This window comes from Vibrio sp. RW (assembly GCF_027587105.1).
GTDB classification, from domain to species: Bacteria; Pseudomonadota; Gammaproteobacteria; order Enterobacterales; family Vibrionaceae; genus Vibrio; species Vibrio toranzoniae.
Genome location: NZ_JAPPTM010000002.1, coordinates 265,955 through 280,305, shown reverse-complemented (window position 1 = coordinate 280,305; position 14,351 = coordinate 265,955). Strand labels below are relative to the sequence as shown.

Sequence of the window (14,351 nt, the reverse complement as noted above, 5' to 3'; positions counted from 1 at the left end):
AGTTTTCACGTTTGCTGCGGTCTATGCCGAGCTATTAAAAGGCCGCCCCAAAGCTTCTAGGGCGGCAATTTTTCATATCATTTAAACCGAGCGATTCACTAACATGGTCTTGATATGACCAATCGCTTTCGTCGGATTTAATCCCTTAGGACAAACACTTACACAATTCATGATGCCATGGCAACGAAAAACGCTAAATGCATCATCAAGATCGGACAAGCGTTCGTCTGTCGCAGTATCTCGGCTATCAATTAGCCAGCGGTACGCCGCTAGCAGGCCTGCTGGCCCGATGAATTTATCAGGGTTCCACCAGAACGATGGGCAAGATGTTGTACAACATGCACACATGATACATTCGTACAATCCATCTAAGTGCGCACGTTCCTCAGGGCTTTGTAAGTTTTCACGTGCCGGTGGTACATTGCCATCAGACACTAAGAATGGCTTCACTTTCTCGTAGTTATCGTAGAACTGAGTCATGTCGACAATCAGGTCTCGAACAACAGGCAAGCCAGGCAATGGACGAATCACAATCTTGTCTTGGCCAGAAAGCGCAGACAATGGAGTGATACACGCCAGACCGTTTTTACCATTCATGTTCAAACCATCCGAACCACATACACCTTCACGGCATGAGCGACGGAATGAGATAGTTGGATCTTGCTCTTTCAACAGAATAAGCGCATCCAAAAGCATCATGTCTGAACCTTCATCCACCTCTAAGGTGTATTCCTTCATATAAGGCTTCTGGTCGACATCTGGATTGTAACGGTATAAAGAGAAATTAAGTTTCATGATCATATCTCCTTAGTACGTACGAGCTTTAGGTGGGAACGCTTCACGATGAATAGGTTCCATATTGACACCACGCTTAGTCATGCTCTCTGACTCTGGATTGTAAAGAGAGTGACATAGCCACTGCTCATCATCACGGTCAGGGAAATCGAATCGAGCGTGTGCACCACGACTCTCTGTACGGAAGTTTGCAGCAACAGCCGTTGCGAATGCCGTTTCCATCAGATTTTCAAGCTCTAGACACTCGATACGTTGCGTGTTGAACTCTGTCGATTTGTCAGATAGGTGTGCATTCTTCAGACGCTCGCGAATCGCTTTAAGCTCTTCTAGGCCTTCCGCCATTGCTTTGCCTTCACGGAATACAGAGAAGTTGTTCTGCATACATTGCTGTAGATCTTTGCGGATTTGCGCTGGGTCTTCACCGTCAGTGCTGTTTTCCCAACGGTTGTAACGTTCTAGTGAACGCTCAATGTCAGCTTCTGTTGCTGGTTTCGCTTCGTCTTGCTTCTTCAGTGTCTCACCTAGGTGTAGACCTGTCGCACGACCAAATACCACCAAATCAAGTAGTGAGTTACCACCCAGACGGTTTGCACCGTGTACTGATACCGATGCGATTTCGCCACAAGCAAATAAGCCTTGAATTTCAACATCGCTACCGTCTTCAGTTTGCGTAATAGCTTGACCAGAAACTTGTGTTGGAACACCACCCATCATGTAGTGACATGTTGGGATTACTGGAATTGGCTCTTTCACTGGATCAACGTGAGCAAAGGTACGAGACAGTTCACATACACCAGGAAGACGAGACTCAAGTGTCTCTTTACCTAGGTGATCAAGTTTCAGCTTGATGTGTGGACCCCAAGGACCATCGCAGCCGCGACCTTCACGGATTTCAACCATCATTGAACGAGCAACAACATCACGACCCGCTAAGTCTTTAGCGTTTGGTGCGTAACGTTCCATGAAGCGTTCGCCGTCTTTATTGAGAAGGTAACCACCTTCACCACGACAACCTTCCGTTACCAATACACCTGCGCCAGCGATACCCGTTGGGTGGAACTGCCACATTTCGATGTCTTGCATTGGAACGCCAGCACGAATCGCCATACCAACACCATCACCAGTGTTGATGTGTGCATTAGTTGTCGAAGCGTAGATACGACCAGCACCACCAGTAGCAAGGATTGTTGCCTTCGCTTTGAAGTAACAAACTTCGCCCGTTTCCATACAAAGCGCAGTTGTACCTAAGATTGCACCGTCTTCGTTCTTAACAAGATCCAGTGCATACCACTCAGAGAAAACCGTCGTTTTATGTTTAATATTTTGTTGGTAAAGCGTATGAAGCAATGCATGACCAGTACGGTCGGCTGCAGCTGCGGTACGAGCCGCTTGCTCACCACCAAAGTTTTTAGATTGACCACCGAAAGGACGTTGGTAGATAGTACCATTCTCAAAACGAGAGAAAGGCAGGCCCATTTTTTCAAGTTCGATTACCGACTCAGGACCGTTTTTACACATGTATTCGATAGCGTCTTGGTCACCGATGTAATCAGAACCTTTAACGGTGTCGTACATGTGTTGTTCCCAATGGTCTTCGTGCGCGTTACCAAGAGCAACAGTGATGCCGCCTTGTGCTGAAACCGTATGAGAACGAGTAGGGAAAACTTTAGAAAGCAATGCACAAGATAGGCCTTGCTCAGAAATTTGCAGTGCGGCACGCATACCTGCACCACCAGCGCCGATAACTACGGCATCAAACTCACGAACAGGAATAGTCACTTACGCACCCCACAAAATAAACAGACCAGAGAAGAAATATCCAAGAAGAACTGCAACAACACCGACTTGAAGACCAACACGCAGTTTTGCGCATTTGATGTAGTCAGTTAGTACTTGCCATAATCCGATCCACGCGTGAACCAAAACAGAAGTAAGCGCTAACATGGTGAATACTTTAGTGAAAGTTCCACCAAAGAATTGAGTCCAAGATACGTAAGAGATATCACCAGAGAAAGCACAGAAGCTCACTAGGTAGATAGTGTAAAGAGTCATAATGATGGCAGTTGCACGAATAAGTAGATAATCGTGAACACCATTACGACCAAAAGTGGAAACGTTGTTTACCATACTAAGATCCCCGCTAATAGAGACAATACCGCTGTTGCTGCGAATGCAACCTTAGCGCTCTTAGCGCCAGACTCCAGCTCTTCAAAGTGACCTAAGTCCATAAGAAGGTGACGAATACCACCAGCAATGTGGTAAGCCAAAGCGGTTAAAATGCCCCACAGAATAAACTTCACGAAGAAACCATCGACAATGTCGCTAGCTTCCATAAAGCCTACTGGGGATGAGAGGGAAATGGATAGTAACCAAAGCAAAATTCCAATCGCGACAAAAGTTATCACCCCAGACACACGGTGTAGGATGGAAGCTATTGCTGTGATCGGAAAGTGGATGGTCTGTAAATCTAAATTAACAGGTCTTGTCTTTCTTTCTTTCACGGGCTTGCTCACTCAGCTCCATTGAGCATTATGGTCATTAAATAACCTTATGATATTATTATGGACAAAATTTGATCGCAAACCTTCAAAATTTAACATTAACTTAACAAATAACTGAAGTTGAGCCTTAGATAATTGTAAAATAATTGTTAATCGCTAGACTAAGAAAGCCACCTCACATTTCTTCTTAGCCTTGCGTTTATAAGGTTTTAACCAAACTTTTCAGCGCCACTATACGGCTGGCAACATTCTAATACAATTGACGTAACAAATAATGCTACACAGACCAGACTTTTAACGAATTTAATCTAAAAAACACTAACAAGTGCACACAAAGCTGCAGAAAAATTGACTTTCTCACGTAAGACCAGTAAAAAAACGGCACATAAACATCCTGGATGGATTAAATAATAAACAAAGGAGATTGTTATGGCGGATAAGAAAGCGACCCTTCACATTGAAGGTCAAGCGCCAATCGAGCTACCGATTACAGAGGGTGTACTCGGTACGCCTGTGATCGATGTTCGAACACTAGGTTCTAACGGTTTTTTCACTTTTGACCCTGGTTTTCTTGCCACTGCATCCTGTGAGTCTCAAATCACTTTTATTGACGGTGGAAAAGGTATTCTTTTACATCGTGGTTATCCAATTGACCAACTTGCCAATAACGCTGATTACTTAGAAGTGTGTTACATACTTCTTTACGGTGAAGCCCCATCTCGAACTCAGTATGAAAAGTTCAAGACTACCGTAACACGTCACACTATGGTGCATGAGCAAATTGCTAGTTTCTTCCACGGTTTCCGCCGTGACGCTCACCCTATGGCTGTAATGTGTGGTGTTGTAGGCGCTCTAGCAGCGTTCTACCACGACTCACTTGATATTCACAACGACACACACCGTGAAATTGCGGCTTACCGCTTGATTTCAAAAATGCCAACACTGGCCGCAATGTGTTATAAATATTCAATCGGCCAACCGTTTATCTACCCACGTAACGACCTAGGTTACGCGGAAAACTTTTTACACATGATGTTTGCAAACCCATGTGAAGAGTATGAAGTGAATCCTATCGTTGCTCGTGCCATGGATAAGATTTTAACCCTACACGCAGATCACGAACAGAATGCTTCAACGTCTACTGTACGTCTGGCCGGTTCATCGGGTGCTAATCCGTTTGCGTGTATCGCAGCTGGTATCGCATCACTTTGGGGGCCTGCTCACGGCGGTGCAAACGAAGCTTGTCTGCGTATGCTTGAAGAGATCGGTAGCGTAGATCAAATTGAAGAATACGTTGCGAAAGCAAAAGACAAAGATGACCCATTCCGTTTGATGGGCTTTGGTCACCGTGTTTACAAAAACTACGATCCACGTGCAACAGTAATGCGCGAAGCATGTCACGAAGTACTTAAAGAGCTAAATATTCAAGATCCACTACTTGACGTAGCCATGGAACTTGAACGTATCGCTCTTTCAGATGAGTACTTTGTTTCTAAGAAGCTATACCCGAACGTAGATTTCTACTCAGGTATCATTCTGAAAGCAATTGGCATTCCAGTATCTATGTTTACGGTAATCTTTGCGATGTCTCGTACTGTCGGCTGGATTGCACACTGGAACGAAATGCACAGCGATCCGACAAATCGTATCGGCCGCCCTCGTCAGCTTTATACTGGTCAAGAGCAGCGTGATTTCCAAGCGATACACGAACGCGAATAGTAAGGTTTCGACTTTTCTAATCGATTGAAATCAAAAAGGGTTGATGTTTATACATCAACCCTTTTTTGTCTACCAGTATTTAGTATCACTTCAATGAAGATACAAATATTCAGAGAGTTACAACCTCTAAACGTGGCTATACTGGGTTATCAATATCGATAAATTCAACATCTATACCATGTTCGTTTGCTAGCCACTCACCTAATGCCTTCACACCATAGCGCTCTGTTGCGTGGTGACCTGCAGCGAAGTAATGAATATCTTGCTCACGAGCTGAGTACGTTGTACGTTCTGAAATTTCACCAGAGATAAAAGCATCAATACCTTGAGACGCGGCAAGTTCAATATAATCTTGACCGCCACCAGTGCACCAACCCACAGTGGTAATCAGTTTGTCTTGGTTTTCAGGAGCGATATGCAGTGGTTTACGATTCAGAGCTTGGTCGACTTTATCTGCAAACTCAGTACCTGTCATAGGCGCTTTCAACTTACCAAACATAGCAACCGATTGTGGGTGCCCTTCTAAGCCTCCTTCTATCTCAATATCGAGTAGTTCAGCTAGCTTAGCGTTGTTACCAAGCTCAGGATGAATGTCGAGAGGTAAGTGATAACCAAAAAGATTAATGTCATTTTTAATCAGAGTACGAATGCGCTTGCCTTTCATACCGCGGATGACTTCTGACTCACCTTTCCAAAAGTAACCATGATGAACTAACAAAGCATCGGCGTTCAATTCTACCGCTTTATCAATCAGTGCTTGAGAAGCTGTTACACCAGTTACAATGCGCTTCACTTCAGAAGCACCTTCTACTTGAAGACCATTAGGACAGTAATCTTTAATCTGCTGTGGCTGAAGTTTTTCGTTCAGTAGCTTTTCTAATTGTAAGTTATTCATTTTTATTTCCAGCTTACCTTTATAATAACGTCGTTATATCAATTTACGGGTAGAATGTCGAAAGCCCCAGGGTTATGTTTATCAAGATCTATGTTTATAAAGAGCTATGTTGATGAGGAAGAGATGACAGCACTGCAACGTTTTTACCAATGGGTTATCGACTCGCCACCGTTACTGGAAATCAAACCACCCATTTCTGATCTCAGGGGCTTCTCAGGCCCTCATACTATCGATTCATCACATACATACAATGGTAACCCTAGGTTAGGTTTCCTCTACCAGCACCTATGTGAACAAGTCATCGGTGCTTCGGATAATTATTCGATCAAGTACGATGAGATTCAGATTAATGTTGAAGGTAGAACACTAGGTGCTATCGACTTTATTCTCGAAGAAGAGAGCAGCCAAAAACTGCAACATTGGGAAGTGGCGATTAAGTTTTACCTACTCCATGAACAAACATGGTTTGGTCCTAACGCTCATGACCAATTAGATAAGAAGCTCGATAGGATGTTGAGCCACCAATTGGGTATGTCGTCTTCAACGGCCTTTCTTGAGCAATATCCAGAGGTCGATGTCGACTCAAAACATCTCCTCATGCAGGGTCGTCTCTATACCAATCCCTTCTTAGATCAAAAAGTACCTACTGAATGTTTGGGTTATGACATTAATTCAAGCCAAGTAAACGGTTTTTGGTGCTATCAAAACCAAGCCCATTTAATCTCTGAAGTACTCTACCCTCTCACCAAAGAGCAATGGGCAGCTGGCACTGATGACTTCACCTGTGAACCTCTTACTGAGTTTGGTGATCGCTTCGTTCACGGACAAACCAAATCAGGTCAATTCTGGTTTGTGATGCCACAAAGCTGGCCACACGGTTAATCCATTCAGCCATTGAGTTGACTTAGTCTTATCCACTTGCTCACAGACAAATAAAAAGGGCTGATGCTTTCACATCAACCCTTTCACTATTTACCTTGTGGCTCTACTAATCTGTATTTGATTATAGGCCAGCGGCAGCAAATACTTGATTAACAATCTCTTGAGCTTCTGCTTCAATTGCTTTTAGGTGCTCTTCACCTTTAAAGCTTTCACAGTAGATCTTGTAGATGTCTTCAGTGCCTGATGGACGAGCAGCGAACCAACCGTTCTCAGTCGTCACTTTTAGGCCGCCAATCGCAGCGCCATTACCTGGAGCATGCGTTAAGCGTGCAGTAATCGCATCGCCAGCAAGCGTCTCAGCTGAAACCATCTCTGGAGATAACTTCTTAAGCACGTCTTTTTGTGCGCCGTTGGCTACCGCTTGAATACGGTTGTACTTAGACTCACCGTGTTTAGCGGCAAGCTCTTCGTAGTATTCTTGTGGGTTCTTACCGGTAACTGCTGTGATTTCAGCCGCAAGTAAGCAAAGAATCAGGCCATCTTTATCTGTTGACCAAGGCGTACCGTCTTTACGTAAGAAAGAGGCACCCGCACTCTCCTCACCACCGAAACCAAACTGACCGTTGTATAAGCCATCAACGAACCATTTGAATCCAACTGGCACTTCACAAAGCTCACGACCTAAATCAGCAACAACGCGATCAATCAGAGCGCTTGATACCAGTGTCTTACCAACAGCAACATCTTTGCCCCAACCTTCACGGTTACGGTATAAGTAGTCGATACAAACCGCTAAGAAGTGGTTTGGGTTCATTAGGCCTTTTGGCGTAACAATGCCGTGGCGGTCGTAATCTGGGTCGTTACCAAACGCGAGTTGATAGTCATCTTTAAGCGCCAGTAAACCTGCCATCGCGTACGGAGAAGAACAGTCCATACGAACCACGCCATCTTTATCTAAAGACATAAACTGGAACGAAGGATCAACGGCTTCACTTACCAAAGTAAGATCTAGGTTGTACGCTTTACCAATTTGACGCCAGTAATCAATACCGCTGCCACCCAGTGGATCAACACCAATTTTGATGTTTGCTTTCTGGATCGCTTCCATATCAACCACGTTAACCAAATCAGCAACGTATGGAGCAACCAGATCCACTTCCTTCACTAACTCGGACTGTCTAGCCTGTGCGATAGGAGTACGCTTAACACCCTGCATTTGCTCAGCGATAATAACGTTCGCGCGATCTTCAATCGCTTGCGTTAATTCAGCTTCAGCAGGACCACCGTGTGTCGGGTTGTATTTGATACCGCCGTCTTGAGGAGGGTTATGTGAAGGTGTGATAACAATGCCATCGGCTTTTTTATCATTCGCTAGGTTGTGCGTAAGGATCGCGTGCGAGACACCTGGTGTTGGAGTAAAGCCATTTTTTTCTTGAATAATAACTTCAACACCGTTCGCTACAAGCACTTCGATAACCGTAGAGAACGCAGGCTCAGATAGAGCATGAGTATCTTTACCTAAGAAAAGTGGGCCTGTTGTCCCCTGCTCGGCACGAACCTCTGCAACTGCTTGTGCAATCGCTAGAATGTGATTTTCGTTAAATGTTGATTTGTCTGCGGTACCACGGTGGCCAGAAGTACCAAACAATACTTTATGATCTGGGTTGTTAGCATCCGGTTGCTGTAAGAAATAGTTAGCCACTAAAGCCGGAATATTATGAAGATCTTCCTGCTGAGCTTTTTGCCCAGCACGAGGGTGCATAGCCATTTTTAGACATCCTTATATATAAAATTTAAAAACAAAAAAACCTCATAATATCTTCTTATCCATGGATATTATGAGGTTTAAATCAGGTTTCGTTAAATTGAACCTGTTACTTTTTCTATCAATTCTGCTTGAAAACTCATACGGCTCATAAGCTGCTCAACCATCTGTCTTTTACGGCTAGTGTTGTTATTAGTAATAACCCAAAAAGGACTTTGTGGGATGGCCTTAGGCTTAGTTGTATTGCCATTCTCTAGCAAAGTCGCTTCGTTATCTGCAAAGTAAACACGCTTGCGGCCTTTTACTTGAGTTGCTTCTGAAAAGCTTTCAGGGTCGATTTTATGCAGTGTCGATAACACAAGCATGAAACGATCAATGGCTTTCTTTAGTGACGCAAACTCATCTGATATTAGTAGTGAGCGCATTTCTTTAACGCCATCGACCTTCTCTGGAGTAAAGCCGACTTCTTTGCTAACAACGATACCTTTTGGCTCAACGATCTCTTCGACCGGAGCCATACCTTGGCTATCAACCTGTAACAAGCGGCGCAGAATATCTGAAGCGCTTTCGCCAATACGTTCTGTCTGACCCGCAATAAAACGGTATAGGTCTTCATCAACCTCAATTGTTTTCATTCGCTTTTCACAATCTCAATGTTTAAACTCTGGGGGATTATAGCGAGATCCGCGCGGATACTCTACGTCAAACCCACCATGAATAAGATAAAAATGTCAGTACAGCTCAACTATAAAATTGAAGGTGAGGGTCACACCATTGTTTTGATCCATGGATTATTCGGTAATCTGGACAACCTTGGCTTACTCGCTAGGGATCTAAAAGCCGATCATCAGGTTCTTAGTGTCGATCTACGCAACCACGGTCAATCTTTCCATAGTGACACTCACAACTATCAAGCGATGGCACAGGATGTAGCTCAACTGTTGAATGATCTTGAGCTACAAGATGTCACTGTCATTGGTCACTCAATGGGAGGCAAAGTAGCGATGGCACTGACACAACACCTTGCACTGCGTAAATTAGTTGTCTTAGACATGGCACCTGTCGCCTACACACAAAACCGCCATGACAACGTCTTCGCTGGCCTACAAGCCGTGATCGAAGAACAACCGACCTCTCGCTCAGAGGCGCTAAAGGTTCTCGCAAACCATATCGAGATCGATGGCGTTCGTCAGTTCTTGACCAAATCTTTGTTTAAATCAGAACAAGGGGTTATGGAATGGCGCTTCAATGTTGCGTCACTGCTCGCTAATTACTCGCAGATCATTGGTTGGAAACCTATTGATAAAACGTCGGTCAAAACCTTGCTGATAAAAGGTGGGGATTCTGATTACCTCACGGCTGAACATCAAACCGCTGTTCAGCAGCAATTTTCTAATGCGAAAGCTCATGTCATCGCAAACACGGGGCACTGGCTGCATGCAGAAAAGCCAGCCGAAGTACTCAGAGCAATCAGAAAGTTCATCGCTTAAGTACTCTTTTTCATGCAGATAAATGAGAACTGTGTAATCAGTGTAGATTAACTTTATCTCACAACAGTGATATAGTGCGCCCAAGCAAAATTGGTATATAAGGTTCCCATGCTTTACGACTACATGAACATCATTGAATCTGTTGGTTTAGATCTCCTATTTGCCGCGATTTTCTTTTTAATCGGTATGGCAATTAGAGATGTTCTAAAGCAGGGAAACGTCCCTGTATTTGGTCGTCGCATCGTATGGTTAGTACTTTTCCTTGGTTGTGCAGGTTTTATCGCCAAAGGGATAATCCAACTAAGCTGGGAAGGAACAGGGATCTAATGACTCCCTTCCGAACTTTATTACACCGACAACAGACAAAATGAAAGGTAATGATTCTATGGCAAGTGTAGGTCTCTTCTTTGGTAGCGATACAGGTAACACTGAAGCTGTTGCTAAGATGATTCAAAAGCAATTGAGCAAACAGCTCGTTCACGTTCAAGACATTGCAAAAAGCAGCAAAGAGGATATCGATAACTTCGATCTACTGCTGCTTGGTATTCCTACGTGGTATTACGGCGAAGCTCAATGTGATTGGGATGATTTTTTCCCAGAACTAGAAGCAATTGACTTCTCAACCAAACTTGTTGCTATCTTCGGTTGTGGCGACCAAGAAGATTACGCAGAGTACTTCTGTGATGCTATGGGTACTGTCCGTGACATCGTTGAAGCGAAAGGTGGTACGATCTTAGGTCACACATCGACTGAAGGCTACGAATTCGAAGCATCAAAAGGTTTAGTTGAAGGTGACGACAGCCAATTCGTTGGTCTATGTATTGATGAAGACCGTCAACCAGAGCTAACCGATGAGCGAGTATCTAACTGGGTTAAACAAATCCACGAAGAGATGTGCCTTGCAGAGTTAGAAGACTAATCCTCTAACGGTTGTTAATTGTTACAATTAATGACAACTATATCGATATGAAAAAACCTCCTTTTGGGAGGTTTTTTGCTATTCAATGGTGACCAATTAACACTCAGCTTCTAATGCTTCGTCATCATCTCTAAATTGCGGCTTCTTTCTTACATAAAGCGTACGCTGAATTTCTGATACCACATTCCCCTGCTTATCTTTAACGTAGATAATAAACTCAGGAAAACACTTCTCCCCTAACTGAGTTTGACGATATATATCATCAAGTTGCCCTTGGCTTATTTCGAAATCTGCATACAAGTCAGATTGACCAGGTTTGATAAAGTTAATGCTCGCTTCCTTGTCCCAAACATAATATCGATCACCCAAAATTCCCATTAACATCAAAGAGTAAACGGGATCGGTTAAAGAAAAGATACTGCCTCCATATTGAGTACGATTGGCATTTTTATTCCACCAACGCAGCTTGAGCACCGTCTTTACTACCCTGAAATCAGAGCTAATATGGGCTATCTTAATACCAGCGCCCCAAAACGGAGGCCAAACATTGAGTGCGAACCTTACAATGCTTGGTTTATATATTCTTGCAAGTTGCTTGTTCATGACAACATTCCGTGTTCACATTAGAAATACCGCGACCGTTACTGGTCTTACCTCCACTATAAGTGAGATACTTCCAATTTACAAAACAGATTGTGATGCTGGATAGAAACCCTTATAAGTTCGTGGTTTATTGTTATGCCTGACTAAACTATAATGGTATTAATATTGAATACTGTTAATTGCTGCAGATCATCAACAGGAAAGTATATGTCAGACAATAATCAAGCGCTAAAAGATGCTGGTCTTAAAGTGACCCTCCCAAGGCTCAAAATTTTAGAAGTATTACAACAACCAGACTGCCAACATATTAGTGCTGAAGATTTATATAAAAAGCTGATCGACCTAGGTGAAGAGATCGGGCTTGCAACCGTTTATCGAGTGCTTAACCAATTCGATGACGCTGGCATTGTAACTCGCCACCACTTCGAAGGCGGTAAGTCTGTATTTGAACTTTCAACACAGCATCACCATGACCACCTAGTGTGTCTAGACTGCGGTGAAGTTATCGAATTTTCTGATGATCTTATCGAAGAAAGACAAAAAGAAATCGCTCAACGCTACAACGTACAGCTAACTAACCACAGTTTGTATCTGTATGGTAAAAGCATCACAGGGGATTGCAAAGGCAACCCAGACGCACATAAAGCGAAGAAGTAACAAAGAACGCTGGCTTAGGCTGGCGTTTTTTATTTAGGCTCATGCGGTATTAAGATTCACATCAGCTTGACTCACAATTTGTTATTTTATCCAGATACAAAAAACCGGCTCTAAGCCGGTTTTTTATTAATCGCACCTTGAGAAACTAAGCTTTGAGAAACAGAGTCATTAAGCTTCAGCTTTACCCCAAGTGTCACGCAAGCCAACTGTACGGTTGAATACTAGCGCGTCTGCTTTAGAGTCTTTCGAATCTACGCAGAAGTAACCGGTACGTTCAAACTGGTACGCTTGCTCTGCCACGCCTTCAGCTAAGCTAGGCTCAACAAAACCGTTTAGCGTAACCAGAGATTCAGGGTTCAGCGTTGCTGCGAAGTCGTCAGCAGCGGCGGGGTTTGCCACTGTGAATAGACGATCGTATAAACGAATCTCAGCAGGCAGTGCTTTATCAGCTGATACCCAATGGATAACGCCTTTCACTTTACGGCCATCTGCAGGGTTCTTACCCAGAGTTTCGTTATCGTAAGAACAGAAGATAGTCGTAATGTTGCCTTCTGCATCTTTTTCGATACGTTCTGCTTTGATCACGTAAGCGCCACGTAGACGAACTTCTTTACCTAGAACCAAACGCTTGTACTTCTTGTTTGCTTCTTCACGGAAATCATCACGCTCAATCCAAACTTCACGTGTAAATGGTACTTCACGAGTACCCATTTCTGGCTTATTTGGGTGGTTTGCAACGGTTAGCGTTTCTACTGTATCTGCTTCGTAGTTCTCGATAACTACCTTCACAGGATCCAGAACAGCCATCGCACGAGGTGCATTTTCGTTCAAATCATCACGAATACAAGATTCAAGTGAACCGAACTCAATCATATTCTCTTGCTTCGTTACACCAATACGCTTACAGAATTCACGAATCGAGCTTGGAGTAAACCCGCGACGACGTAAACCAGAGATAGTTGGCATACGAGGATCATCCCAACCTTGAACTAGATTCTCTACCACAAGTTGGTTCAGCTTACGCTTAGACATCACTGTGTATTCAAGATTCAAGCGGCTAAACTCATACTGACGAGGTTGGCTGTCAATCGTAATGTTATCTAACACCCAGTCGTACAAACGACGGTTGTCTTGGAATTCAAGAGTGCAGATAGAGTGAGTAATACCTTCCAACGCATCAGAAATACAGTGAGTGAAATCGTACATTGGGTAAATGCACCACTTGTCACCTGTCTGATGGTGGTGAGCAAAACGAACACGGTAGATAACAGGATCGCGCATCACCATGAATGAAGAGCTCATGTCGATCTTAGCACGTAGACACGCTTTGCCTTCTTCGAAACCACCGTCACGCATTTTTTCAAACAACGCTAGGTTCTCTTCAGGGCTGCGATCGCGGTACGGGCTCGCTTTACCTGGCTCTTTTAGCGTGCCACGGTATTCACGGATCTGCTCAGGACTTAGCTCGTCAACGTACGCTAAGCCTTTATTAATTAATTCCACAGCATAAGCGTAAAGCGTATCGAAATAGTTTGATGAGTAACAAATATCACCAGACCATCCAAAGCCTAACCAGCTTACATCATTCTTAATTGACTCAACGTATTCAACGTCTTCTTTTTCAGGGTTTGTATCATCGAAACGAAGATTACATTGTCCCTGGTAGTCCTGAGCAATACCAAAATTCAAGCAAATAGATTTAGCGTGACCAATATGCAGGTAACCGTTTGGCTCCGGCGGGAAACGAGTATGCACGCTACTGTGTGTACCATCCGCTAAATCTTTATCGATAATTTGGCGAATGAAATTCGATGGACGAGCCTCAGCTTCACTCATCTATAGCACCTCTATGTATTTAGTATTGTCAGAGAAAGTTATCTTTCGTCTCCAAGAAAACGGCCGCTTATAGCGCCAGTCAAAGATAGAAAGATCATTGTTGCTAATCATCCACAATTCTTAGCCTTTGCACAATAAGAACCGTCTGTTAATTGCGATTATTTCTGCTATTCGGTAAAGAATAGAACGAACCTTGTTCACCGAACTTAAATCACAGGCACAAAAAAGCCTCCCATCAGGGAGGCCTTCAATTTGAACTTACTTAAGATTAGCGTGACATCTTAATTAA

Annotated in this window: 15 protein-coding genes; 6 read left to right on the top strand and 9 right to left on the bottom strand. The window is 43.6% G+C overall.

All coding sequences use genetic code 11. From position 1 onward, the window contains the following. Positions 1–81 precede the first annotated feature (81 nt). Genes OCT63_RS02815 through sdhC form a run of 4 tightly spaced genes read right to left on the bottom strand, consistent with a single transcriptional unit; the run spans position 82 to position 3,308 of the window. Positions 82–795, bottom strand: coding sequence for a succinate dehydrogenase iron-sulfur subunit (locus OCT63_RS02815; RefSeq protein WP_017056408.1), 714 nt, complete (start codon positions 793–795; stop codon positions 82–84). A gap of 12 nt (positions 796–807) precedes the next feature. Further along, positions 808–2,574, bottom strand: coding sequence for a succinate dehydrogenase flavoprotein subunit (sdhA, locus tag OCT63_RS02810; protein WP_060468257.1), 1,767 nt, complete (start codon positions 2,572–2,574; stop codon positions 808–810). Beyond that, positions 2,575–2,922 carry a succinate dehydrogenase, hydrophobic membrane anchor protein gene (sdhD, locus tag OCT63_RS02805; RefSeq protein WP_017056406.1) on the bottom strand — a complete coding sequence of 116 codons (348 nt, stop codon included), beginning with the start codon at positions 2,920–2,922 and terminating at the stop codon, positions 2,575–2,577. Then, positions 2,916–3,308 carry a succinate dehydrogenase cytochrome b556 subunit gene (gene sdhC, locus OCT63_RS02800; RefSeq protein ID WP_019820486.1) on the bottom strand — a complete coding sequence of 131 codons (393 nt, stop codon included), beginning with the start codon at positions 3,306–3,308 and terminating at the stop codon, positions 2,916–2,918. Before sdhC ends, sdhD begins: the two co-directional genes overlap by 7 nt. A 417-nt stretch (positions 3,309–3,725) precedes the next feature. Here sdhC and OCT63_RS02795 point away from each other — a divergent pair, with 417 nt between their 5' ends. After that, the gene (locus OCT63_RS02795) at positions 3,726–5,015 is read left to right on the top strand and encodes a citrate synthase (RefSeq protein WP_017056404.1); all 1,290 of its coding nucleotides are present in this window, start codon (positions 3,726–3,728) and stop codon (positions 5,013–5,015) included. A gap of 136 nt (positions 5,016–5,151) precedes the next feature. On the opposite strand, the gene OCT63_RS02790 is transcribed toward OCT63_RS02795, so the two are convergent. After that, positions 5,152–5,910, bottom strand: a complete 759-nt coding sequence (locus OCT63_RS02790; RefSeq protein ID WP_161752312.1) for a Nif3-like dinuclear metal center hexameric protein — start codon at positions 5,908–5,910, stop codon at positions 5,152–5,154. Positions 5,911–6,033: 123 nt separating this feature from the next. Here OCT63_RS02790 and OCT63_RS02785 point away from each other — a divergent pair, with 123 nt between their 5' ends. Continuing rightward, positions 6,034–6,792, top strand: coding sequence for a DUF1853 family protein (locus OCT63_RS02785; RefSeq protein ID WP_269983161.1), 759 nt, complete (start codon positions 6,034–6,036; stop codon positions 6,790–6,792). 121 nt (positions 6,793–6,913) lie between these two features. Here the strand turns inward: OCT63_RS02785 and pgm are convergent, their stop codons facing one another. Then, positions 6,914–8,560, bottom strand: coding sequence for a phosphoglucomutase (alpha-D-glucose-1,6-bisphosphate-dependent) (gene pgm / locus OCT63_RS02780; RefSeq protein WP_269983147.1), 1,647 nt, complete (start codon positions 8,558–8,560; stop codon positions 6,914–6,916). A 92-nt stretch (positions 8,561–8,652) separates the two neighbouring features. Next, positions 8,653–9,192: a replication initiation negative regulator SeqA gene (gene seqA, locus OCT63_RS02775; protein WP_136981139.1), complete on the bottom strand. Its 540-nt coding sequence runs from the start codon at positions 9,190–9,192 to the stop codon at positions 8,653–8,655. Positions 9,193–9,285: 93 nt separating this feature from the next. Here seqA and OCT63_RS02770 point away from each other — a divergent pair, with 93 nt between their 5' ends. The 3 genes from OCT63_RS02770 (at position 9,286) to fldA (ending at position 10,966) form a co-directional block, all read left to right on the top strand. Continuing rightward, on the top strand, positions 9,286–10,047 hold the full coding sequence (locus tag OCT63_RS02770) for an alpha/beta fold hydrolase (protein ID WP_269983160.1): 762 nt from the start codon (positions 9,286–9,288) through the stop codon (positions 10,045–10,047). 108 nt (positions 10,048–10,155) lie between these two features. After that, the gene (locus tag OCT63_RS02765; RefSeq protein WP_017056398.1) at positions 10,156–10,374 is read left to right on the top strand and encodes a DUF2788 domain-containing protein; all 219 of its coding nucleotides are present in this window, start codon (positions 10,156–10,158) and stop codon (positions 10,372–10,374) included. 58 nt (positions 10,375–10,432) lie between these two features. After that, the gene (gene fldA / locus OCT63_RS02760; RefSeq protein WP_017056397.1) at positions 10,433–10,966 is read left to right on the top strand and encodes a flavodoxin FldA; all 534 of its coding nucleotides are present in this window, start codon (positions 10,433–10,435) and stop codon (positions 10,964–10,966) included. Positions 10,967–11,062: 96 nt separating this feature from the next. Here the strand turns inward: fldA and OCT63_RS02755 are convergent, their stop codons facing one another. Beyond that, complete coding sequence (locus OCT63_RS02755) at positions 11,063–11,569, bottom strand: DUF4442 domain-containing protein (RefSeq protein ID WP_269983146.1); 507 nt, start codon at positions 11,567–11,569, stop codon at positions 11,063–11,065. A gap of 207 nt (positions 11,570–11,776) precedes the next feature. On the opposite strand from OCT63_RS02755, the gene fcrX reads away from it, so the two are divergent. Next, positions 11,777–12,226, top strand: a complete 450-nt coding sequence (fcrX, locus tag OCT63_RS02750) for a ferric iron uptake transcriptional regulator FcrX (protein WP_004734226.1) — start codon at positions 11,777–11,779, stop codon at positions 12,224–12,226. Positions 12,227–12,394: 168 nt separating this feature from the next. Here the strand turns inward: fcrX and glnS are convergent, their stop codons facing one another. Next, positions 12,395–14,062, bottom strand: a complete 1,668-nt coding sequence (gene glnS / locus OCT63_RS02745) for a glutamine--tRNA ligase (protein WP_060468261.1) — start codon at positions 14,060–14,062, stop codon at positions 12,395–12,397. Positions 14,063–14,351: the final 289 nt, after the last annotated feature.

Coding starts and splice junctions, on each gene's coding strand:
- glnS (WP_060468261.1), bottom strand. CDS start 14,062: ATGAGTGAAGCTGAGGCTCGTCCATCGAATTTCATTCGCCAAATTATC.
- fldA (WP_017056397.1), top strand. CDS start 10,433: ATGGCAAGTGTAGGTCTCTTCTTTGGTAGCGATACAGGTAACACTGAA.
- OCT63_RS02815 (WP_017056408.1), bottom strand. CDS start 795: ATGAAACTTAATTTCTCTTTATACCGTTACAATCCAGATGTCGACCAG.
- OCT63_RS02765 (WP_017056398.1), top strand. CDS start 10,156: ATGCTTTACGACTACATGAACATCATTGAATCTGTTGGTTTAGATCTC.
- pgm (WP_269983147.1), bottom strand. CDS start 8,560: ATGGCTATGCACCCTCGTGCTGGGCAAAAAGCTCAGCAGGAAGATCTT.
- sdhD (WP_017056406.1), bottom strand. CDS start 2,922: ATGGTAAACAACGTTTCCACTTTTGGTCGTAATGGTGTTCACGATTAT.
- fcrX (WP_004734226.1), top strand. CDS start 11,777: ATGTCAGACAATAATCAAGCGCTAAAAGATGCTGGTCTTAAAGTGACC.
- OCT63_RS02795 (WP_017056404.1), top strand. CDS start 3,726: ATGGCGGATAAGAAAGCGACCCTTCACATTGAAGGTCAAGCGCCAATC.
- OCT63_RS02785 (WP_269983161.1), top strand. CDS start 6,034: ATGACAGCACTGCAACGTTTTTACCAATGGGTTATCGACTCGCCACCG.
- OCT63_RS02770 (WP_269983160.1), top strand. CDS start 9,286: ATGTCAGTACAGCTCAACTATAAAATTGAAGGTGAGGGTCACACCATT.
- OCT63_RS02755 (WP_269983146.1), bottom strand. CDS start 11,569: ATGAACAAGCAACTTGCAAGAATATATAAACCAAGCATTGTAAGGTTC.
- OCT63_RS02790 (WP_161752312.1), bottom strand. CDS start 5,910: ATGAATAACTTACAATTAGAAAAGCTACTGAACGAAAAACTTCAGCCA.
- seqA (WP_136981139.1), bottom strand. CDS start 9,192: ATGAAAACAATTGAGGTTGATGAAGACCTATACCGTTTTATTGCGGGT.